The organism is Pseudomonas sp. S2_C03, from assembly GCF_054668405.1.
Genome location: NZ_CP162766.1, coordinates 4,403,160 through 4,425,489, shown reverse-complemented (window position 1 = coordinate 4,425,489; position 22,330 = coordinate 4,403,160). Strand labels below are relative to the sequence as shown.

Sequence of the window (22,330 nt, the reverse complement as noted above, 5' to 3'; positions counted from 1 at the left end):
CTCAGTCCTGCAATTCGGTCTGGCGTTCGACCGGGTCGATCAGCACGGCTTTCTGCTGGCGCACCATCAGGTCGAGAATTTCATCCTGGCGTTCGCCCAGGATGCCGTTGAAGCTGATGCCGCTGGATTTGGTCGGGGCGAGCATCGACACGCGATACAGCTCGACGCTCAAGGGCGAGTCGATGGACAGCGGCCCGCTGCCGTTGCCGGCCAGTTCGCCACCAACAATGATCAGCGACACTTGGGCGTCGAACGGGTCGAGCTTGATGTCACGGTCGGTATCGGTCAGGTCCTTGATGTGGCCGTAGACGCCGGTGAGGCCGTTGGCCATGGCCAGGTTTTCGTAGAGGCGAATGTTCACGCTGTTACGAATGCGAATGCCGTGGCGCTTGTTGCTGATGACCTTGTTGCCGTAGATCAGGTTGTCCCCACTCTCGTACAGCGTGATGCCGTCGGTGTGGTTCTTGTAGATCTCGTTGTAGGCGATCAGGTTGTTGACGCTGTTACGGTCGATCACCAGCCCCGACAACTTGTTGTCGTAGCTGCGGTTGTTGAAGATGAAGCTGTCGTTGACCTCACGGGAAATAATGATCCCGTGCTTTTTCTTGGTCCCGTACACCGTGTTGTCGGCGATGATCAACCCGTGCGAGCGGTCATGCGGGTCGATGCCGTAGATGATGTTGTCTTTGTAGGTGTTGCCCTTGACGACGAAGTCGCGGGTTTCGTAGCAGTAGAAGCCGTAGTACATGTCCGAGAACTCGGACCCAACGATCCAGCCGGTCGGTTCAGGGCGCTTGAGCACCTTGGCCATGTTTGGCGTGTACTGGGAAATACTCACGCCGTAGGACTTACTGTTGGCGTAGCCGAAACTGGCCATCTTGCTGTTGGCGATGTAGGTCTCGGTGCCACCCCAGGCCAGCAGGAACGGACGGAATTCCTTGGCCGACTTGAACATCGCCGGACCGTTACTTTTTTCGCTCCAACCGGTGACCTTGGTATCACGCACAAACAGTTGGCCGTCGTTGACCAGGAACGAACCGGCTTCCTGGGACAGGCGCAACTCCTGGGTCTGCTTGTCGATATCGAGGATGCCATGCCTACCCACCACAATCGGCAACTTCGCCAGGAACACACCCGGCGAGGTTTCGTTGAGGTACTGCTTGGGCAGCTTCTTCGCCAGGTCCTGAAGGTTCATGTAGCCGTCGTCGACGAAGATCGCCTGTGGGATGCCGTGCTGACGCACCACCCATTCGGCCATCTTGTTATCGCCGCCGATGAAGTCCTTCAGCGCGTCTTCCTGCATCATGCGGCGCACGCTGACCTTGCCGGCCTTGCTGCGCACGATTTTTTTCGCGATGGCTTCGGCGGTGTAGCCGCTGATGTCCGGTGGTACCGGTTTTTCCAGCTCCAGCGGCGCGGTGGGCGCACTGGCGACGGTGTAGGTTTTTGCCTGCTGCAATTCCTTGGCCGTAGTCGTGGGCTTGGGCGCAGGCTCGGCATTGGCGAAGGCGGCTGCACTGGCCAGCAGCATCGCACCGGCCAGCAAGGTCAAGGCGCCTCTGTTCGGACTGTGCATGTCGGGAACTCCTTTAGCGGTTTGCATCAGAAGCGCCAGATCACGTCGATGAACGCGCGGTGCATGTACGAATCGACCTGTTTGCCGTAGGCATCGCCCGGTTTGAATACACCGCCACGAAAGCGCACCAGGGCCGACGGCTCGTCGATCGACTGGCTCAGCGCCGCCGGCAGCAGGCCTTGTTTGAAGTACTTGGTGACGACGAGGTCCATTTCCTGGCCGAGGTCTTTGTTGCCATCTTCCAGCGGCAGTGACGTGCTGGAGAGGATCGCGCCGGTGGCGTCGTCGGTGTTGTTCTCGACGGCGTTGATGCCGTTGCTGCCGACCGGCTTGTTGCCGTCGACACGCCAGAATTTGTGATAGATCAGGCTCGCGTCGTATTCGTCGTTGAGCATCCATGAGCCGAACAGGGTCGCGGTCTGCATGTTGTTCATTTCACCGCGATAGGCTTCGCCGAAACGGTGAACACGCGAGCGCGTACCGGTGTAGTTCGAGCGGTTGCTTTCCAGGCCGTTCTGTTGGTAATCGGCGCTGGCGCGGGCGTAGGCGGCACCCACCTGCCACTGCGGGTCGAGGCGCAGGCGTACACCCAGGTCGGTGGCCCAGCCGTTGACGTCTTCACCACGCTTGGCTTGTGCGGGGCGCGTGCCGTCGGCATTGAGCGGGTTGACCGTGTCGGTGTCGCCGCTCATGCCGGTGACGCTGCCCCAGTAATTGAGGGTGTTGGTGTTGCGATAGTTGTACGCGTCGCTGTCGGCGGTGAGGCCGAGCCAGCTGATGTCGCCATTTTGTTTCTTGTCCAGCGAGTCGCCGGCCACGCCCGGTTCCGGGTAGTCGAGCTTGCCGTCGTCATGGGTGTGATGCCCGCGAATGCCGACCCAATTGCCCGGTGTCCACTGGTACGCCGCATCGGCGTAGACGTGCAGGCGATCCTTGTCCTGGGGCGACAGCTCTTTCAAATCGGTGCGGTATTCGCTGAAACGTTCGGCGACGCCCGCGTTGGCCCGCAGCAGGGTGGTGTCAAAGGTCCAGTTCAGGGCTTCGATGTTGGTGTCGCGCCATTGGCCGTCGTCGTTGCGCAGGCGTTGGCGACCGAGCTTGAGGATCTCGCCGGGGTAGGGGGTCAGGCCGCTGTAGCCAACCCAGAACTCACGCATCGCCAGGTAGTTTTTCTTGGTCTTGCGATCACCGTTGTCGGTGGTCTGGGTGCCTTCGTCGTCGGACTGCTGCAAGGTGTCGGTTTCGATGATGTCGGTGGACGTCACCGCCTGGCCCATGGCGTAGGCGCTCCATGCGCCACTCTCGCCGTAGACCCAAGGTCGCAGGTCAAGGCCGACACCGTTGACGTCGCCGCCGCTGGCAGTGCCCAGGTCACGGTCGTCCTCGGACTGGCCGGTGATCTTCACTTCGAGGCCGAAGTTCTTGGCTTCGGTCAATGCCGCGAGCGTTGGGCAAGACCACAGCAGTGCGCAAGTCAGGCCAATGCCGGCCTTCACGAAAGGATTCAACTTCATAATTTTTCCTCGCCGTCTTCTTCTTGCAGGGCGTGCAGTTCCAGCGTGTTCTGGCTCAAGGCACCTCTTACGGCCTGTTCTTGTTTCAACAGGCGTTGGGCTTCGGCGAGCTGGGCAGGCGGCAGTTGGGCTTCGAGTGTTTGCGCAAGCTCGGTGGCTTGCGGGGTGTTTTGGGCCTTGGCCAATTGACTGAAGACATAGGCATTGAGCGGGTTAGGCTTGGTGCCCTTGCCTTGGGAAAACAGCTGGGCGATGGCGAAGTCGGCGCTGTTCTGGCCGTTGCGCGCAGCGGTCAACAAGTGATCCAGGGCTTTTTGCGAATAGACCTGGCCCAGGTAACCGCGACGGTAGATCTGACCCAGGTAGTAATCGGCGGCCACTTCCTTGCCAACGGCTTTCTGGAAGTGCGCTTCGGCGACCTTGGCATCGGCCGGCACCCATTTGCCCTCGTAGTAGAGCTTGCCGAGCAACAGTTCGGCGCGGGGCTGGTCGGCGGCGCGGCCGTTTTCCAGGTACTTCATCATCGTGTCGACGTCGCCCAGTTCCGGGAAGTCGTACAGCAACTGCGCCAGGCTGACCCAGGAAGCGGGGTAGCCGGGAGCGATGTCTTCGAGCAGCGATTGGGCGGTTTTCTCGTCGGTCTTGCCCAGCGTCGAGTCGCCAAGGACACGCGCTACGCTGTCCACGCGTTGCGCGGACACGGTGCCACGGGTATGCGCGGCCTGCATCTGCTTGATCAGGGCGGCTTGCTCTTCGGTCTTGCCCTGTTTCTGGTAGACCGTGGCCAACTCGACGTAGCAGATGTCGGTGGTGTTCAACGCGGCCTTGCAGATGGTCGCCACTTCGTCCAGATGCTGATCGTACGTGCCTTGGGTGCGGTAGAGCAGCACTTGAGCCAGGCCCGCCTCCGGCTTGCCTTCGGCGCGCCATTGGCTGATCTGCTGTTGGGCGTTGATGTTGGGGAAACTGTGCGGGTATTGCAGGTACAGCATCGCCAGCGGGATGAGCGTGTTGCCTTCGCCATTGGCCGCTGCTTTTTTCAGCAGCGTCTCGGCTTCGTGCTGTTCGGCTTCGGTGGAACCCGGCTTGGCCACTAGGAGGCGACCCAAGCGTGCCTGGGCACGGGGCGACACATCGGCAGCGGCGCGGTAAGTCGCCTCTGCCTGTTTGATCTGCGCCGGGTCGCGGCTGTCGACCTGGATGTCGGCCAGCCCGACTTGCGCCTCGCTGTAACCCAGGTCGGCCAGGGCCTTGTAGTTCTGCTGGGCAAGCGCAGTGTCACCGCGCTTGAGGGCTTCGTTGGCCAGGCGCTGATCGGGCAGGCCGGCGCAGCCGGTGAGGCTGATGGCGAGCGCGACAGCACACAGAGACCCCATGTGGGAGCGCGATGTACTGAATAGTTTGGGCGTCATCACGGTCACGTCCTCCGCTTACAGGCCAGCGGCCATGGCTTTGTTGATCAGCCAGTTCAGGTTCGGGCCGCGGTCGCTGTTCACTTCCACCGGACGACCGGCGAACTTGCTGTCCAGCGGCTCGTCAGGCTGGATCAGGACGCGAATGTCGGAGGACAGGTCGGCGCTTTTCAAGCTGCTGCTGCTCACGATCTTGCCGGTGCGGTTTTGGTCTTCACCGGCGATCTGGAAGCTGACGGTGGTGCCTGGGCGTACGTCGTTGAACTGGCGATAGGAGAAGCGCGCTTCGACGTTGGCTTCGCTGTTGCGCGGCACCAGTTGGAAGATCACGTCACCCTTGCTGGCGTATTGACCGTCGGCAACCAGTTGCTGGGCCACGGTGCAGTCGCATGGCGAAGTCAGGGTGCCGGTCATTTGCTTGCCGAACAGTTCTTCAACCTTGGCCGGTTGCAACTGGTCTTCGTCCAGATGGCCCTTGAGTACGTCGAGCATGCTGGTGCTGAAGGTCGCCAGCGGCGCGCCTTTGGCGGCCACGCCGTCAGCCTTGATCAGGCTTTGCACGGTGCCGTCGCGCGGCATGGTGATGTTCATGCCCGGCACGCTGACCAGACCGGCCTGGGCGTGGCTGACGAAGTACATGCCGTACACCGATTTGAAAATGAAACCGAACGCCGCCAGGCCGACGATGAACACGCCCAGGCTGAAGGTCACTGCGCGCAGGCGACCCAAGGCGCTCATGCCCTGGCTGCCGTCCTTCTGTTTGCGCGCCTTGGTGAAGTTGTCGCGCTGCAGGGTGGCCAGCACTTCACCGATGCTGACAATGTCGCCCGCCAGGTGCGAAGTGATCAGGTGGCGCAGGGTCGAAATGTCCTGCGGTTCCAGGTTCTGGAACTGGCAACCGACGCGCCCGGTCTGGCGATCGAAGGAGCGCACTTGCAGTTCAACGTCCATGGCCAGGCCGAGGTTGTCGATGACGAACTGCAGGCGTGCCTTGTGGGCGTCACCGATCTTCAGCGGCAGTTGACCGGCGTTGAATGCCAGGCCGCCAGCGGAAAGGTCGAGGACCCGGGCTTCAACCGGGGTCCGGTCCGGACCGAAGAAACGCAGTTTGGCCGGGATTTTCACACGGGCGTGCTGGCGCTGGGCTTCGGATTCATGCACTACGTTGGCGTTGACGGCGGTATTCATATGGGCGATTTCCTAGTTAATTCAGGCGAGTTCGGTCAGACCATCATCAGCAGCACGGCGACAAAAATGCTGCCGGCAGAGAAGGTCATGGTCCGAGACGACCAGGTGTTGAACCAACGTTGAAAGCTGGCGAGATCACGGGTCAGGGAAGTGGGCTGGCGAGTCCAGGATTGTTGGTCGAGGCGGAAGAACACGTAGATCTTCACCAGCGCGCCAACAATCTGGTTGTAATACAGAATCGCCGGGTAAGCCGGACCGATCCGGTGGCCGGAGCAGGACAGCAACAGGGTCAGGATCAGGCGGGTAATGCCGATCCACAGCAGGTAAACCAGGATGAACGCGGTGCCGTACTTGAAGCTGGCGAGGATCGCCACGGTCAGGCCCAGCAGCGAAGTCCACATCGACACGCGCTGGTCGAACAGCACCACCGTGGTAAACGCACCGAGGCGCTTGATCCCCAGGCCCAAGGCACGGGAGTTCTGGCGCAGGTTGTTGCCGTACCAGCGGAACATCAGCTTGCGGCTGGCCTTGATGAAGCTCTTTTCTGGCGGATGCTCAACGGTGTGGATGGCGGCATCCGGGACATAGAAGGTGTCGTAGCCCAGACGCATCAGGCTGAACCAGCTCGACTTGTCGTCACCGGTCAGGAACTTGAAGCGGCCCAGGCGCCAGTGCTGCAGCGAATCGCTTTCCACGTCGGCGATGAATTCCGGGTTGGTCACCACGGAGGCGCGGAACACCGACATGCGGCCGGTCATGGTCAGCACGCGTTTGGACAGAGCCATCGAACACATGTTGATGTGACGCTGGGCGAATCGCAGTTTGTGCCACTCGCTCATGATGTAGCCGCCGCGCACTTCGCAGAATTCGTTGGTGGTCAGGCCGCCGACATTGCCGAACATCTGGAACCACGGCACGGTCTTGAGCACCACGCCTTCGGCGAGCACGGTATCGCCATCAATCACGGCCACCACGGCACGGTCGTCCGGCAGGTGACGGGAGATGGCACGGAAACCGTAGGCCAGGCCATCGCGCTTGCCGGTGCCGGGAATACGCACGAAGTCGAGCTTGACCCGCTCTGGCGGGTTCATCCGGTTCCACAGGCTTTTGACCAGCAGCTCATCGGACATTTCCACGATTGAGCAGACCACGGTGGTCGGCAGGCCGCAGTCGATGGCTTCGCGAATCACCGAGCTGTAGACCTGGGCAGTGGTCAGCGCGTCAATACGGAAACTGGTGACCATCAGGAAAACGTGGGACGGGTCAGCCGCTTTGCCCAGCTTGCGCACTTTGCGCCGCAGGTGCGGGTAGACCACGTACAGGAACAGCATGCCGCGCACAAAGTGCGTGGCGCCCATCGAGTAGCGCCAGATACCGACGATACCGATCAGGAAAATGAAGTCCTTCGACTCGGAGTCGAACGTGGACGTTGGCAACGCCGTGGCGATCCCCATCAGGAGAGTCAAGTAAAACAGCCAACCGGCGGCCTGGAGTAGGCCATTCTTTAGCCTGTGCATAATGTGTATCCGTCTCGATCCGTGGAACCTGTAGGAGCGAGCATGCTCGCGATGAACCCGGGAACACCGCTGGGTGTCAGGCAGCCAGCGTCATCGTTGGCGACCATCGCGAGCGTGCTCGCTCCTACAGGGAAGGCAGCCTTACCAGCAGATGCCTTCGGCGCGGCCGTTGGCGCTGGTGGCTTGAGACATGAAGCCCACCAGGTCGATCACTTGTTTGCCGTGCGGGACTTCCTGCACCAGGGTGCGGAACTTCTCGTCACGGTTGCCGAGGATGATCACGTCGGAGTTGTTGATGACTGCGTCGAAGTCGGAGTTGAGCAAGGACGAGACGTGAGGGATCTTCGACTCGATGTAGTCCTTGTTCGCGCCGTGGACACGGGCGTATTCGACGTTGCTGTCGTAGATCTCCAGATCGAAACCCTTGCCGATCAGCATTTCAGCCAACTCGACCAGTGGGCTTTCACGCAGGTCGTCGGTACCGGCCTTGAAGCTCAGGCCCAGCAGGGCAACTTTGCGTTTGTCGTGGCTGGAGACGATGTCGAAGGCGTTCTGCACCTGGGCTTCGTTACTGCGCATCAGCGAGTTGAGCAGTGGTGCTTCCACGTCCAGGGAGCCGGCGCGATAGGTCAGGGCGCGCACGTCCTTGGGCAGGCAGGAACCGCCGAAGGCAAAGCCTGGGCGCATGTAGTACTGGGACAGGTTCAGCGTCTTGTCCTGGCAGACTACGTCCATCACTTCACGACCATCGACACCGACGGCCTTGGCGATGTTGCCTATCTCGTTGGCGAAGGTCACCTTGGCGGCGTGCCACACGTTGCAGGTGTACTTGATCATCTCGGCGACAGCGATGTCCTTGCGGATGATCGGTGCGTCGAGCTCTTCGTACAGCGATTGCAAGACATCGCCGGAAGCCTTGTCGAACTCGCCGATGACAGTCATCGGTGGCAGGTCGTAGTCAGCGATCGCGGTGCTCTCACGCAGGAATTCAGGGTTGACGGCCACGCCGAAATCGACGCCGGCTTTCTTGCCCGAGCAATCCTCGAGAATCGGGATGACAACGTTTGCGACGGTGCCCGGCAGCACGGTGCTGCGCACCACGATGGTGTGGCGGGTGGATTTTTCACGCAGGACAAAACCGATCTCGCGGCACACCGCCTCGATGTAGTTCAGTTCCAGGTCGCCGTTCTTCTTGCTCGGCGTACCGACGCAAATCATCGACAGGTCGGTATCGCGAATCGCCTCGGCGAAGTTGGTCGTACCACGCAGACGGCCGGTTTCGATGCCCTTGGCCAGCAGTTCGCCCAGACCCGGTTCAACGATCGGTGATTTGCCGGCGTTGATCATGTCGATCTTGTCCTTGGCGACATCGACGCCAACAACGTCATGGCCCCGTGCAGACAGGCAACCGGCACACACTGCACCGACGTAACCCAAACCAAATATGCTGATGCGCATCGCATTTTCCTCTGTGTTTAATCAAGCCATTACATGGCCGGAGTTAATGGTATTCAGCGGTACTAGTGCACTCGGAAGTGCGGCTGACAGGCGTCGCAGTGCCGTGTGCAGGCATATAAGTTCCGAGTGTCTAAATAAGTGCACTCAAGATGTGCGCAACTAGGCCTTATTGTTATGACTTGCCCCGTTATGCAGCCGAGTCCTCGGGTTCGAGGTTGTTCGGGCAACACTCGTTCACACTCGATGCCGGGCGTAAGGCCCGTGGATCAAGGGTTTTGGTGCTCGGGAGAGCACGTTTACTGGGGCGCAGTCTTGGCCGTATAGGTGATAGCAGTCATGCCTTATCTCCTTTGCTGCAGGTCTTGCGCAGATCCGTTATTACTGTGGCGAAGTTGGTGTGACAGTTTCACCATTCACGTCGCGTCTCTACGTAAGTTATCTCGTACATATCCAGAGATAATCGCTACCGGTGGTATGAGCTATGCAAATTGACATAGTTCCGACCCACCCATCGCGAATGTTGAAATTTTTTGAAATATTGAAAAGGATGGCACTGCTTTCAAATTGATGGCACTTGCTGTCTCGCCCTTGTTACACAGGGGGTTAAACAGGTGAGATATTTTTGTGCCAGCACCAAGAATTATTTTCAGTGCCACTACTGAAAAAAATCGATTCAGTCGAGTGAAACTAAAGTCATGATGGCGGTGGACGGTTTTTTGTCGTCAAAATGCTGACGAGTGGCGAGGTAATTGTAGGACGATCAAAGGAGGGCGCACGACGGGGGCATTTTGTCGCGCGCCAGGGCGGTGCATTATTCGGGTGCGTGATCGCGCAGGAACACCAGGCTGTCGGGTTTCGACTGTTCAGCACTGTAGCGGTAGCCCTGAACGTCAAATTGCTTGAGGTGGGCCGGATCGTTGATTCGCTCCTCGATGACGAAGCGGCTCATCATGCCCCGGGCTTTTTTCGCGTAGAAGCTGATGATCTTGTACTGGCCGTTTTTCAGGTCCTTGAACTCGGTATTGATGATGCGTGCGTTCAAGGCATTGCGCTTGACCGCCGAGAAGTACTCGTTGGATGCCAGGTTCAGCAGCACATCATCGCCTTGATCGGCCAGGGCTTCGTTCAGCCATTCGCTGATCCGTGTGCCCCAGAAGGCATACAGGTCCTTGCCCCGGGCGTTGGCCAGTTTAGTGCCCATTTCCAGGCGATACGGTTGCATCAGGTCCAGCGGGCGCAGCAGGCCATACAGGCCGGACAGCATCCGCAAGTGCTGCTGGGCGTAATCGAAATCGGCTTCGCTGAAGGTCTGGGCGTTGAGACCGGTGTACACGTCACCCTTGAAGGCCAGCAGTGCCTGCTTGGCGTTGTCAGGGGTAAAGGCTGGGGTCCAGCTGCCGAAACGTGCGGCGTTGAGACCACCGATCTTGTCGGAAACGTGCATCAGCTCGCTGATCTGCGCGGGCGTCATGTCGCGCAATTGCAGGATCAATTCCTGGGAATGGTCGAGGTACTGCGGCTGGGTAAAGCGCTGGGTCGCCGGCGGTGTTTCGTAATCGAGGGTCTTGGCGGGGGAAATCACCATCAGCATGAAATCGTCTCCTTTAATGTGGGGGCGATTCTACGGGGGTTGGGGGGGATGACTCCAGCTATCGAGGTGATAGGTGATGATTGGCCACAATCCCTCAATCAATCAGATCCCTGTAGGAGCGAGCATGCTCGCGATGGACGTCAACGATGACGCTGGCTGTCTGGATGCCCGCGGAGCCTGGGCCACCATCGCGAGCAAGCTCGCTCCTACAGGGGAGTTCGTCTGTGCTGCGGGAATAAGGGCACTATCAGCTATAGTGCCGCGCGGGTTTTGTTATGGAGACATCCCATTGCGTATCGGTTTTCTGCTTTTTACCTGGCTGTTGAGTTTTGGTGCGGTGGCGGCGCCGGGCGATGTCGCGACCCTCGATCGCGGCACCTGGCCGGAACAGCTCAAAAATCCAACCTTGTTCGACGTGGCTTCCCGGGCGGAAATTCTTATGTTCGCGCGCGTGCTGTGGGCCAGCGAATCCCTGGACGAGGCCAGCCTGGCCCAGCGCCTGGGGCTGCGTACCATCAACATGGAGTCGGTCAATCGCCTGCGTGAACGTTACTGGCAACGCTTGCTGGACAACTATAACCATGCCCAGAAAAGCTGCGACCAGGACGCTTCCTTCTGTTTTCTGGTCGAAGACATGGCCACCCTGCGCGAGCAGGCGCAGAAGTTCCAGATCAGCGAAGACAGCTACTACATCAAGTGGGCCGAGCCGAGCCGGCTGTTCCACGCACAATACCTCGATGAGCAACTGCGCAAGGCCGCGCTGTTCCCGCAGACCAGCAGTGAAATCGATCGTTTTGGCGAGTACGAACGCAATGGCGAGTCGATGCACGACCGGCTGTTCCTGCTGACCTTCGACAGCGGCGCCAATGCCGCGCCGGACAACACCGCGTGGGTCGCCGAGTACCTGCGCAAGGCCAACCTGACCGGCACTTTTTTTGTGCTTGGCAAGGATATCCAGGCGCGCCTGGGTGACCGTTCGGTGAGCAGCCTGCAAGCCACGTATTCCACGCAATGCATTGGCGTGCAGGGCTGGGAATTTCGTTCCCACAGTCATTGGCAGGACTGGCAGGACTCGGTGCGGCGCAGTGCCGAGCTGGTGAAAAGCAAGCTACCGGAGAACTACGTACCGCTGTTCCGTCCGCCCGATGGCCAGCGCCGTTCGGACGCTGAAGGCTTCTTCAACGCCCAGGGCCTGCAAGTGGCGTTGTGGGACATCGACGCCCAGGATGGCGCCGGCAAGCTCAAGCCCAATCAAAGCGCCCAGCGGGTGCTGACCTTGATGCTGCTGTGGCGGCACGGGGTGATCAACTTCAACGTCAAGCAGGATGGGGTGAAAACGGCGCTGCCTTGGTTGATCACGCAAACGGCGCCCAGCGGGATCGGCTGGGAAGATTGCCAGGATGCGTTTCGCTGAAGGCTGGATTGCCCGTAAACATTGGGTTTGGGGCGATTTTGCGGGGAAATTCGATGCAGGCGGACTTCCGACTTTAACGGCACATTGCCTGCACGCCAAGGGCTATTCGTCACTCTGAAAAATAAACTTCAAAAAAACGTCAAAGTGCTTTTTTCTGTCATGGGTTTTGGAGTATTACGAAGACAGACCGCCGAAACCTGCGACACAGGTGGCGTCTTCCAAGACCCTACTTGTGTGCAGTTCACTTGATCCCTTGCAGGTGAGTTCGGCAGTCCCTTCGAGGCGCAGCGCCGTCAAGGCATTGCGTCGAATGGCTCCCACATAAGGTGACCGAGTATGGATGACCACGGACGTAGTTCTTCCTCCAACCAGCCAATCCTCTATGTACTCGATACCAACGTACTGATTCACGACCCCAATGCCCTGCTGAACTTCGAAGAACACCACGTCGCAATCCCGATGACCGTGCTTGAGGAACTGGACAAGCTCAAGAGCGGGCATCACAGCGTGGCGGCCGAGTGTCGCCAGGCGATCCGCCTGATCGACAAGACCCTGGGCGAAGCCAGCCCCGAAGACGTTGAACTGGGTGTCCCTATCCAGCGCGGCAAGAGTGGGCCCAAGGGTTTGCTGTCAATTCTGATGAGCAAGCGTGCCGAGCCGAACCTGATTCTGCCCGAGCACCTGAACGACAACATCATCATCAATCAGTTGATCGATCTGCACGCGCGTCAGCCCGAGCTGCCTGTCGTGCTGGTCACCAAAGACATCAACATGCGCCTCAAGGCCCGCGCCTGTGGAATCGCGGCCGAGGACTACAGCACCGACCAATTGGTAGACGACGTCTCGCTGCTGCCCAACGGCTACCACGAGATGAAAGGTTCGTTCTGGGACCTGGTGAGCAAGGTCGAAACCCGTCAGGGCCATGGCCGCACCTGGCACCAGGTGAAGCTGATCGACAACCTGCCAGCGGTCCATATCAACGAGTTCATCATCGACGAGCAAGGCTTTGTCGGCTGGATCAAGGAGATCGAGAACGACCAGTTGCTGATCCTCGACCTGCACCAGGAGCCGCTGCTGCACCAGGAAGCCTGGGGCCTCAAGCCGCGTGACATCTACCAGAGCCTCGCGCTGTTCGCCTTGCTCGACCCGGACATTCACCTGGTCAACCTGTCGGGCGCCGCCGGTTCCGGTAAAACCATCCTGGCCCTGGCTGCCGCGATTGAACAGACCATGGTCAGCAAACGCTATCGCCGCATCATTGCTACCCGCAGCGTGCAGGGCCTGGACCAGGAAATCGGTTTCCTGCCCGGCACCGAAGCGGAGAAGATGGAGCCGTGGCTCGGCGCCATTACCGACAACCTCGAAGCTTTGCACATGGATGACGAAAGCACCCATGGCAGCGTCGACTACATCCTCAGCAAAGTGCCGTTGCAGTTCAAATCCCTTAACTACATCCGGGGCCGAAGCTTCCAGCAAAGCCTGATCCTGATCGATGAATGCCAGAACCTCACGCCGCACCAGATGAAAACCATCATCACCCGTGCCGGCGCCGGTTCCAAAGTGGTGTGCCTGGGCAACCTGGCACAGATCGACACCCCTTACCTGTCCGCGACCAGTTCCGGGCTGACCTACCTGACTGAACGCTTCAAGGACTTCCCGAACGGCGTCCACATCACCCTGCAAGGGGTCCCACGTTCGATCCTGGCCGAATACGCCGAATCGCATCTGTAAACCACTAGCTGCAAGCTGCAAGCTGCAAGCCTCAAGCGGACCGAGTGATCTTCACTTACCGCTTGTAGCTTGCGGCTTTCGGCTGCTTAAATACCGCTTTCATATCCACGGCTGGACTGCGTTTTTACTTGCCGCTTGTAGCTCGCCGCTTGCCGCTGCCTCAAGGAGGCCCCGTGCTGACTCATCTCGATTCCCAAGGTCGCGCCCACATGGTCGACGTCACCGAAAAATCCGTCACGTTCCGTGAGGCCACGGCCGAGGCGCGGGTGCGCATGCTGCCGACGACCCTGCAGATGATCGTCAACGGTGGCCATCCCAAGGGCGACGTGTTTGCCGTGGCGCGTATCGCCGGCATTCAGGCAGCGAAGAAAACCAGCGATCTGATTCCCCTGTGCCATCCGTTGATGCTGACCGGCGTCAAGGTCGAGCTGAGCGCTGAAGGTGAGGACGCCGTGCATATCCGCGCGACCTGCAAGTTGTCGGGGCAGACTGGCGTGGAGATGGAAGCACTCACTGCCGCCAGTGTTGCCGCCCTGACCATCTACGACATGTGCAAGGCCGTGGATCGCGGCATGACCATCGAAACCGTGCGCTTGCTGGAAAAACTCGGCGGCAAGAGCGGCCATTACCAGGCGGATCAGCCATGAAAGTCACTGTGAAGTTTTTTGCGCGATACCGGGAAGCCTTGGGTGTCGATTCGGTGAAAGTCGAAGGCAACTTTTCCACGGTCGATGATGTGCGTGCATTGCTGGCACAGCGCGACGGTGCCGACGTGCTCAGCGAACAGAACCTGATGTGCGCGCGCAACGAAGACCTGTGCCAACTCGACGAGCCGGTGAGCGACGGCGATGAAGTGGCATTCTTTCCGACTGTGACCGGGGGCTGAACATGGCGATTCGCGTGCAGTCCACGGCGTTCGATCCGGGCGCCGAAGTCAACGCCATGCACGCCGCCAATGTCGGGGTCGGCGCGGTGGTGAGTTTTGTCGGCTACGTGCGTGACTTCAATGACGGCCTGGATGTGGCGGGCATGTTTCTCGAGCATTATCCCGGCATGACCGAAAAGGCCCTGGGCAAGATCGCGGTCGAGGCCGAGCAGCGCTGGCCGTTGCTCAAGCTGGAAGTGCTGCACCGCATCGGCGCCCTGGAGCCGGGCGAACCCATCGTCTTCGTCGGCGCCGCCAGCGCCCACCGCCAGGCCGCGTTCGATGCCTGCAACTTTGTCATGGACTACCTGAAAACCCGCGCACCGTTCTGGAAGAAAGAAACCACCCGAGACGGACCGCGCTGGGTGGAAGGGCGAGACAGCGACCATTCGGCGGCGGATCGCTGGAAGCAGTAGGTCCTGCGGTGCCCATTCGTCAGCAATCGCGGGCAAGCCCGCTCCCACAGGTTTAGCGAGATCTCTGTGGGAGCGGGCTTGCCCGCGATTGGGCCTTGGTCACACCTCGCCTTTCCCGCTTAACAGCCGACCACCGGCCGCCCCATCCCCCTGCACCCAATTGACGTCATGTACATAAAAGTCCAGTATGGATTTATAAGTACAAATCGTGACGTTTGTAGCTTCAAGCTTGCAACTGCTTCTTTTCGTCTTGCCAAACCAACAACAACCCGCGAGAGAACGAACATGAAGAAATTCCCCCTCATCACCGGTCTGGCCCTGAGCCTGTTGGCGTGCAGCAGCGTGTTTGCCGCCGAGAAAACCCTGCGCATTGGCATCGAAGCGGCTTACCCGCCGTTCGCCTCGAAAACCGACAAGGGCGAAATCGTCGGGTTCGACTACGACATCGGCAATGCGCTGTGCGCGCAGATGCAGGTCAAGTGCGTTTGGGTCGAAGGTGAGTTCGACGGTCTGATTCCTTCCCTCAAAGTGAAGAAAATCGACATGGCGCTGTCGTCCATGACCATCAACGAAGATCGCAAGAAGTCGGTGGACTTCACGCACAAGTACTACTTCACCTCCTCGCGCCTGGTCATGAAGGAAGGTGCGGTGGTCGATGACCAATACGCCAGCCTCAAGGGCAAGACTGTCGGCGTTCAGCGTGCGACGACGACCGACCGTTATGCCACGGAGGTGTTCGAGCCCAAGGGCATTACCGTCAAGCGCTACGGTAACAATGAAGAGATCTACATGGACCTGGCGGCCGGGCGGCTGGATGCGATCTTTGCCGACACCATCCCGCTCAATGACTTCCTGCAAATGCCGCGCGGCAAGGGTTATGCCTTTGTCGGTCCTGAACTCAAGGACCCCAAGTACGTGGGCGAGGGCGCGGGGATTGCCGTGCGCAAGGGCAACAGCGAACTGGTCAGCCAATTGAACAGCGCCATCGACGGGATCCGCGCCAGTGGCGAGTACCAGAAGATTTCGGACAAGTATTTCAAGTCCGATATCTACGGGGACTGATTAATCCTCTCACCCCGTCCCCTGTGGGAGCGGGCTTGCCCGCGATGGACTCCCAGGCACCGCAGGGTGTCAGACAGCCCGCGTTATCGTGAAGACCATCGCGAGCAAGCTCGCTCCTACAGAGGAGGTAAGGTGTCTGGAGTTAATGCTTCCTTAACAGACTTATCGTTTATTCCCGACATCCATTGCACGCACCCCGGGCTCTTCAAGGTCCGGGCCAGCGTGTAGACTTGCGATCAATCGATATCTGGAAGGGAAACGCAATGACCGAGGAAACGATGCGGTTGGGCCGTGAGCGGCGCTATCTGGTTTTGCTGGGCATCATTTGCCTGGCGTTGATCGGCGGCGCGCTGTACATGCAGATCGTGCTGGGCGAGGCGCCGTGTCCGCTGTGCATCCTGCAACGTTACGCCTTGCTGCTGATCGCGATTTTCGCCTTTATCGGCGCGGCAATGCGCACGCGACGCAGCATCACGGTGTTCGAAACCCTGGTGGTGATCTGCGCCCTGGCCGGCGTCGCGGTCGCTGGGCATCACGTCTATACCCAGTTCTATCCGGCGGTGAGCTGCGGCATCGATGTGCTGCAGCCGATTGTCGATGACCTGCCACTGGCGAAGATCTTCCCGCTGGGTTTCCAGGTCGACGGTTTCTGCTCGACGCCGTACCCGCCGATCCTCGGTCTGTCCCTGGCGCAGTGGGCGCTGTTGGCGTTTGTGCTGGTGGTGGTGCTGGTGCCTCTGCTCACTTCCCGTAATCGCAAGGCGTTACGCTGACAGCATCGTCACGCTCATCCAAAACGCCCTGGCCCTCATCGAGAGCCGGGGCGTTTTGCATTTCAGGGGATGCCCGCAAAGTCCTTGATGAACGTCAAGAATGCGGGGTGCGCATGTGCGACATGTTGTCGCGGCGCAGGTGTCGCAGGGCATTTTTGCGTGCTCGATTGACCCTGTTCCAAACAAGAAAAAAGCGCGGGTCCGGTGCTGTCGAGTTAACGCTGCATCTTCCGGGAGCAGGCAGTTTTAACAGGTTATGGCAAATGGCCTTGGCCCCCGTCACACAGGGGTTAAGGCAGGGTGATGGGCAATCCTGAGACCTCGGACACTGTCTGAATTGCGCACCATAGACCTACATTTTTTGGTGTTTTTGTTGCGAATCAATTTCGATAACATGGCGCACTTTTGCAGAATTGGTCAAGAATTGTTGCCGGTTTGGATATTAATTATTTCGGGATGAGACATGGTTTATGGATCGTCATATATCTACAATCGCCCGCACTGAATTCCCGGCACTCTCCCATTTCACCCAGGTGAATGAGCAGAGTAGGGCGTCGAGAGGCTGATGGCCTCATGCGAAGCCCCTGGTGTCGGTGCCTTCCAACTATCCGCACCAAATGGAATTGGTCTGTAACAAGGCCTTTGACCACGAATTCGAATAAGAACTCACCGCTAGCCCAGGATTTGTCGAACAGCGTCTGACGCGCGACGGGCCAGCCCTTATTCAATCCAAGAAAAAATGCCAACCCTTGGCAGGGTGAAGTGTTGGCGATCAAAACCCAACTGCATTGCGCTTTAGAGGTCGTGAGATGAGTAAAAACAGGTACCCCAGATTACTAGGCCTCGTGCCGCTGCTCGGCACATTGTTGCTGGGAGGCTGCAACATGACCTTGCTCAATCCAACGGGCCAGGTTGGCCTGGAACAGCGAAACCTGATCATCACCGCGACGCTGCTGATGCTGTTGGTGGTGATTCCGGTCATCGTCATGACCTTCCTGTTCGCCTGGAAGTACCGCGCGTCCAACACTAACGCGACCTACACGCCGAAGTGGAACCACTCCACCAAGATCGAAATCGCGGTGTGGACTGTTCCGATCCTCATCATCATTGCCCTGGGTTACATCACCTACAAGTCGACCCACGAGCTGGACCCTTATCGTCCGCTGGATTCCGACGTGAAGCCGGTGACCATCGAAGTGGTCGCGCTGGACTGGAAGTGGCTGTTCATCTACCCGGAACAAGGCATCGCGACCGTCAACAAGATCGTGTTCCCGGCGCACACGCCGATCAACTTCAAAGTGACCTCCGACGCCGTGATGAACTCGTTCTTCATCCCTGGCCTGGGTGGCCAGATCTACGCAATGGCGGGCATGCAGACCAAGCTGCACCTGATCGCCGACCGTAATGCTGAAATGGAAGGCATCTCTGCCAACTACAGCGGCGCTGGCTTCACCGGCATGAAATTCAAGGCTACCGCCACTACCCAGGAAGAGTTCGATGCCTGGGTCAGCGAAGTCAAAAAGGCACCTAAAAAGCTTGAACAAGCTGAATACGCAGCCTTGGCCAAGCAGAGCCAGAACAACCCGGTCGAGCTCTACTCCTCGGTCACTCCGAACCTGTTCCAGATCATCGTCGACAAGTACGAAGGCATGAAACCAGGTCCGAAACTGAACCACGAGAAGAAAGAGAAAGAAGTGGCCGCCATGGACAACTCGCATCCAGCTGCCGGGGCAGAGGAGTAAACGATGTTTGGTAAATTAAGTTGGGAAGCGGTCCCGTTCCACGAGCCGATCGTGATGGTGACCATCGCCATGATCGCCCTCGGTGGTCTGGCGCTGTTCGCTGCAATCACCTACTTCAAGAAGTGGACCTACCTGTGGACCGAGTGGCTGACGTCGGTCGACCACAAGAAAATCGGCGTGATGTACATCATCGTCGCCATGGTCATGCTGCTGCGCGGCTTTGCCGACGCCATCATGATGCGTACCCAGTTGGCCATGGCCACCGAAGGTTCGCCTGGCTACCTGCCGCCTGAACACTATGACCAGATCTTCACCGCTCACGGTGTGATCATGATCATCTTCATGGCGATGCCATTTTTTACCGGCCTGATGAACCTTGCTGTGCCGCTGCAGATCGGCGCACGTGACGTTGCCTACCCGTTCCTGAACTCCCTGAGCTTCTGGCTGCTGGTTTCCGGCGTGGTGCTGATCAACCTGTCCCTGGGCGTCGGCGAATTCGCCAAGACCGGTTGGGTTGCCTATCCGCCGCTGTCGGGCCTGCAATACAGTCCGGGCGTGGGGATGGATTACTACATCTGGGCGCTACAGCTATCGGGCCTCGGGACAACGCTGACGGGGGTCAACTTCCTGGCCACCGTGCTGAAAATGCGCACCCCTGGCATGAAACTGATGGACATGCCGATCTTCACCTGGACCTGCACCTGGGCCAACGTCCTGATTGTGGCTTCGTTCCCGATCCTGACCGCTACCCTGGCGCTGCTGACGCTTGACCGTTACATGGATTTCCACATTTTCACCAACGAACTTGGTGGCAATCCGATGATGTACGTCAACCTGTTCTGGGCGTGGGGTCACCCTGAGGTGTACATCCTGATCCTGCCGGCGTTCGGTATCTTCTCCGAAGTGATCTCGACCTTCACCGGCAAGAAACTGTTCGGCCACCACTCGATGATCTACGCCTCGGGCGCGATCTCGATCCTGGGCTTCATGGTCTGGCTGCACCACTTCTTCACCATGGGTTCGGGTGCCAGCGTCAACGCCTTCTTCGGCCTGGCGACGATGCTGATTTCCATCCCGACGGGTGTGAAGCTATTCAACTGGCTGTTCACCATCTACCAGGGCCGTCTGCGCTTCACCAGCCAGGTGATGTGGACCCTGGGCTTCATGGTGACCTTCGCCATCGGCGGCATGACCGGCGTACTGCTGGCCATTCCGGGTGCTGACTTCGTGCTGCACAACAGCCTGTTCGTGATCGCTCACTTCCACAACGTGATCATCGGCGGCGCGGTATTCGGCTACATCGCCGGTTTCGCCTTCTACTTCCCTAAAGCGTTCGGCTTCAAGCTGCACGAAGGTTGGGGCAAGGCAGCATTCTGGTTCTGGATCACCGGCTTCTTCGTTGCATTCATGCCGTTGTATGTCCTGGGCTTCATGGGCATGACCCGTCGCCTGAACGCCACCACCAACCCTGAGTGGGTGCCGTACCTGTACGTCGCCATGTTCGGTGCGGTGATGATCGCCGTGGGCATCGCTTGCCAGTTGATTCAGCTCTACGTGAGTGTGCGTGACCGCAACAAGCCAGAGAACATGTGCGAACACGGTGACCCGTGGAATGGCCATACCCTGGAATGGTCGACTTCGTCGCCACCACCGTTCTACAACTTCGCCGTGCTGCCAAAAGCGGACGTGGTCGATCCGTTCACCGAAGCCAAGGAAAACGGCACTGCGTACCAGGCTCCGGCCAAGTACTCGCCGATCCACATGCCAAACAACACCGCTACCGGTGTGGTCATGGGCGCTCTGCTGACCGTGTTCGGTTTCGCGATGATCTGGCACATCTGGTGGTTGGCCATCGCCAGCCTCGCCGGCACCGTTATCTACTTCGCGATTCACGCGGCCCGTGATGATCAAGGCTATATGGTGCCGGTCGACGTGATCGAGCGCATCGAAGCCGAGCAGCACAAGCGTCTGGTAGCAGCAGGGAAAATCCCGGCCACTGCCACCCGTGTTGAAACCTCGTTGGAACAGGCTTAAACCATGTCGAACTTAGTGACCAATGCTGGACACACCCATGTCGATGAACATGGGCACGATGACCATCACCACGACTCGGGCGAGATGACCGTATTCGGTTTCTGGCTCTACCTGATGACCGACTGCATTCTGTTTGCGTCGATCTTCGCGGTATACGCGGTACTGGTTAACAACGTAGCGGGTGGCCCGTCGGGCCACGACATCTTCGAACTGCCATATGTACTGGGCGAAACCGCTCTGCTGCTGTTCAGTTCGATCACCTACGGCTTCGCCATGCTGGCGTTCTTCCGTGGCAACAAGAAGCAGGTGCTGGGCTGGTTGGGCATGACCTTCCTGTTCGGCCTGGGCTTTATCGGCATGGAGATCAACGAGTTCCACCTGCTGATCTCCGAAGGCTACGGCCCAAGCCGTTCCGGCTTCCTGTCCGGCTTCTTCACCCTGGTCGGTACCCACGGTCTGCACGTGACCAGCGGTCTGATCTGGATGGCGATCATGATGTACCAGGTCCAGAAGAAAGGCCTGACGGCGACCAACAAGACCCGTCTGAGCTGCCTGAGCCTGTTCTGGCACTTCCTGGACGTGGTCTGGATCTGCGTATTCACCGTTGTTTACCTGATGGGGACTATGTAAATGGCTAACCCAGCTCACTCCCACAATGGCCACGACGAAGCCGGCCACGGCAGCGTCAAGTCCTACGCCATTGGCTTCATCCTGTCGGTGATCCTGACCCTGATCCCGTTCGGTCTGGTGATGTACCCGACACTGCCGAAGTCGATCACGCTGATGATCGTCCTGGCGTTCGCCGTGATCCAGGTGCTGGTGCACCTGGTGTACTTCCTGCACCTGGACCGTTCGCAGGCGCAGCGTAACAACGTGATTGCCTTTGTGTTTGCCGCGATCGTGATTGTCCTGCTGGTTGGCCTGTCGCTGTGGATCATGTTCAGCATCCACACGTTCATGATGGCGAAGTGAGGTAAGTCCGCATGTCCTTGAAGCACTTTATCCAAATCACCAAGCCGGGGATCATTTTCGGTAACGTGCTTTCAGTGGCAGGCGGATTTTTCCTGGCCTCTAAGGGCCATGTCGATCTGGCGGTGTTCCTGGCGGCCATGATCGGTACTTCGTTGGTGGTGGCTTCCGGTTGCGTGTTCAACAACTGCATCGACCGCGACATCGACGTCAAGATGGAACGCACCAAGAACCGGGCGCTGGTCCAGGGTCTCATTTCCCTGAAACTGGCGCTGGTTTACGCGACCATCCTGGGTGTTGCCGGCGTAGCGTTGCTCTACACCGTGGCCAATCCACTGGCAGCATTGTTTGCCGTGATCGGCTTCATCATCTACGTCGGCTTCTACAGCCTGTACCTCAAGCGCAAGTCGGTTCACGGCACGCTGGTGGGCAGTCTGTCGGGGGCGATGCCGCCGGTGATCGGCTACGTCGCGGTGAGCAACACCTTCGACATGGCCGCGCTGACCCTGCTGGTGATGTTCAGCCTGTGGCAGATGCCGCATTCCTACGCCATCGCGATCTTCCGTTTCAACGACTACCTGGCCGCCTCGATTCCGGTGCTGCCTGTGAAGCGCGGGATCCAGACGGCGAAGAAGCACATCCTGCTCTACATCCTGGCCTTCCTCGTGGCGACCTTGATGCTGACCTTCAGCGGCTACGCCGGCATGAGCTACCTCGCCGTCGCCGCCGCCATGGGCATGTACTGGTTGTACATGGCCTGGACCGGCTACAAAGCGGTGGATGACACGGTCTGGGCACGCAAGCTGTTCGTGTTCTCGATCTTCACCATTACCGCGTTGAGCGTGATGATGTCCCTGGACTTCAAAGTGCCGACCGAATTGCTGCTGACGTACGCGCACTAAGCGCTGCTAGCGACAAACAAAAACCCCGCCCTTCGAGAGAAGGTGCGGGGTTTTTTGTTGGGTTACATGGCAGGTTTTTGCAAAAAAACTTGGCTTACTCGATTTG

19 protein-coding genes and 1 pseudogene are annotated in these 22,330 nt (G+C 58.9%); 12 read left to right on the top strand and 8 right to left on the bottom strand.

Going from position 1 to position 22,330, the window contains the following annotated elements; genetic code table 11:
* Window position 1: 1 nt before the first annotated feature.
* From algG to yaaA, 7 genes are all read right to left on the bottom strand, one after another.
* Entirely contained in the window at window positions 2-1,576 is a 1,575-nt protein-coding gene (gene algG, locus AB4N64_RS20505) for a mannuronan 5-epimerase AlgG (RefSeq protein WP_460117902.1), read from the bottom strand.
* Between the two features lie 26 nt (window positions 1,577-1,602).
* Window positions 1,603-3,090 (bottom strand): alginate export family protein, encoded by a 1,488-nt coding sequence (locus tag AB4N64_RS20500; protein WP_460117900.1) that lies wholly within the window; start codon window positions 3,088-3,090, stop codon window positions 1,603-1,605.
* Complete coding sequence (gene algK / locus AB4N64_RS20495) at window positions 3,087-4,502, bottom strand: alginate biosynthesis TPR repeat lipoprotein AlgK (RefSeq protein ID WP_460117898.1); 1,416 nt, start codon at window positions 4,500-4,502, stop codon at window positions 3,087-3,089. Before algK ends, AB4N64_RS20500 begins: the two co-directional genes overlap by 4 nt.
* 18 nt (window positions 4,503-4,520) lie before the next feature.
* Window positions 4,521-5,690, bottom strand: a complete 1,170-nt coding sequence (locus AB4N64_RS20490; protein ID WP_460117896.1) for a PilZ domain-containing protein — start codon at window positions 5,688-5,690, stop codon at window positions 4,521-4,523.
* A 35-nt stretch (window positions 5,691-5,725) separates the two neighbouring features.
* Complete coding sequence (gene alg8 / locus AB4N64_RS20485; protein ID WP_460117893.1) at window positions 5,726-7,207, bottom strand: mannuronan synthase; 1,482 nt, start codon at window positions 7,205-7,207, stop codon at window positions 5,726-5,728.
* Window positions 7,208-7,348: 141 nt separating this feature from the next.
* The gene (locus tag AB4N64_RS20480; RefSeq protein ID WP_460117891.1) at window positions 7,349-8,665 is read right to left on the bottom strand and encodes a nucleotide sugar dehydrogenase; all 1,317 of its coding nucleotides are present in this window, start codon (window positions 8,663-8,665) and stop codon (window positions 7,349-7,351) included.
* An 811-nt stretch (window positions 8,666-9,476) separates the two neighbouring features.
* Window positions 9,477-10,256: a peroxide stress protein YaaA gene (gene yaaA, locus AB4N64_RS20475; RefSeq protein WP_460117890.1), complete on the bottom strand. Its 780-nt coding sequence runs from the start codon at window positions 10,254-10,256 to the stop codon at window positions 9,477-9,479.
* Window positions 10,257-10,545: 289 nt separating this feature from the next.
* Between yaaA and AB4N64_RS20470 the strand changes: the two genes are divergently transcribed.
* The 7 genes from AB4N64_RS20470 to AB4N64_RS20440 all read left to right on the top strand — a co-directional run bounded on the left by AB4N64_RS20470 (window position 10,546) and on the right by AB4N64_RS20440 (window position 16,577).
* Window positions 10,546-11,670 (top strand): polysaccharide deacetylase family protein, encoded by a 1,125-nt coding sequence (locus tag AB4N64_RS20470; protein WP_460117888.1) that lies wholly within the window; start codon window positions 10,546-10,548, stop codon window positions 11,668-11,670.
* A gap of 336 nt (window positions 11,671-12,006) precedes the next feature.
* Window positions 12,007-13,401, top strand: a complete 1,395-nt coding sequence (locus tag AB4N64_RS20465) for a PhoH family protein (protein WP_460117886.1) — start codon at window positions 12,007-12,009, stop codon at window positions 13,399-13,401.
* 173 nt (window positions 13,402-13,574) lie between these two features.
* Entirely contained in the window at window positions 13,575-14,048 is a 474-nt protein-coding gene (gene moaC / locus AB4N64_RS20460) for a cyclic pyranopterin monophosphate synthase MoaC (RefSeq protein ID WP_460117884.1), read from the top strand.
* Window positions 14,045-14,287: a molybdopterin converting factor subunit 1 gene (gene moaD / locus AB4N64_RS20455; protein WP_460117882.1), complete on the top strand. Its 243-nt coding sequence runs from the start codon at window positions 14,045-14,047 to the stop codon at window positions 14,285-14,287. The genes moaC and moaD overlap by 4 nt, the downstream gene beginning before the upstream one ends.
* A 2-nt stretch (window positions 14,288-14,289) precedes the next feature.
* A complete protein-coding gene (gene moaE, locus AB4N64_RS20450; protein ID WP_460117880.1) occupies window positions 14,290-14,742 on the top strand; it encodes a molybdopterin synthase catalytic subunit MoaE in 453 nt (150 codons plus the stop codon).
* A 285-nt stretch (window positions 14,743-15,027) separates the two neighbouring features.
* Window positions 15,028-15,804, top strand: coding sequence for an ABC transporter substrate-binding protein (locus tag AB4N64_RS20445; RefSeq protein ID WP_460117878.1), 777 nt, complete (start codon window positions 15,028-15,030; stop codon window positions 15,802-15,804).
* 263 nt (window positions 15,805-16,067) lie between these two features.
* Window positions 16,068-16,577: a disulfide bond formation protein B gene (locus AB4N64_RS20440; protein ID WP_460117876.1), complete on the top strand. Its 510-nt coding sequence runs from the start codon at window positions 16,068-16,070 to the stop codon at window positions 16,575-16,577.
* Between the two features lie 578 nt (window positions 16,578-17,155).
* Here the strand turns inward: AB4N64_RS20440 and AB4N64_RS20435 are convergent.
* Window positions 17,156-17,366 (bottom strand): annotated as a pseudogene (locus AB4N64_RS20435) (hypothetical protein); the annotation flags it as partial.
* A gap of 20 nt (window positions 17,367-17,386) precedes the next feature.
* Here AB4N64_RS20435 and cyoA point away from each other — a divergent pair.
* From cyoA to cyoE, 5 genes are read left to right on the top strand one after another with little or no spacing between them, the layout of a single operon-like run.
* Complete coding sequence (gene cyoA, locus AB4N64_RS20430) at window positions 17,387-18,319, top strand: ubiquinol oxidase subunit II (protein WP_460117874.1); 933 nt, start codon at window positions 17,387-17,389, stop codon at window positions 18,317-18,319.
* 3 nt (window positions 18,320-18,322) lie between these two features.
* Entirely contained in the window at window positions 18,323-20,353 is a 2,031-nt protein-coding gene (gene cyoB, locus AB4N64_RS20425; protein ID WP_460117872.1) for a cytochrome o ubiquinol oxidase subunit I, read from the top strand.
* A 3-nt stretch (window positions 20,354-20,356) separates the two neighbouring features.
* Window positions 20,357-20,983 (top strand): cytochrome o ubiquinol oxidase subunit III, encoded by a 627-nt coding sequence (locus tag AB4N64_RS20420; RefSeq protein WP_460117870.1) that lies wholly within the window; start codon window positions 20,357-20,359, stop codon window positions 20,981-20,983.
* A complete protein-coding gene (gene cyoD / locus AB4N64_RS20415) occupies window positions 20,984-21,325 on the top strand; it encodes a cytochrome o ubiquinol oxidase subunit IV (protein WP_368557154.1) in 342 nt (113 codons plus the stop codon).
* Between the two features lie 11 nt (window positions 21,326-21,336).
* The gene (gene cyoE, locus AB4N64_RS20410) at window positions 21,337-22,224 is read left to right on the top strand and encodes a heme o synthase (protein ID WP_460117868.1); all 888 of its coding nucleotides are present in this window, start codon (window positions 21,337-21,339) and stop codon (window positions 22,222-22,224) included.
* Window positions 22,225-22,330: the final 106 nt, after the last annotated feature.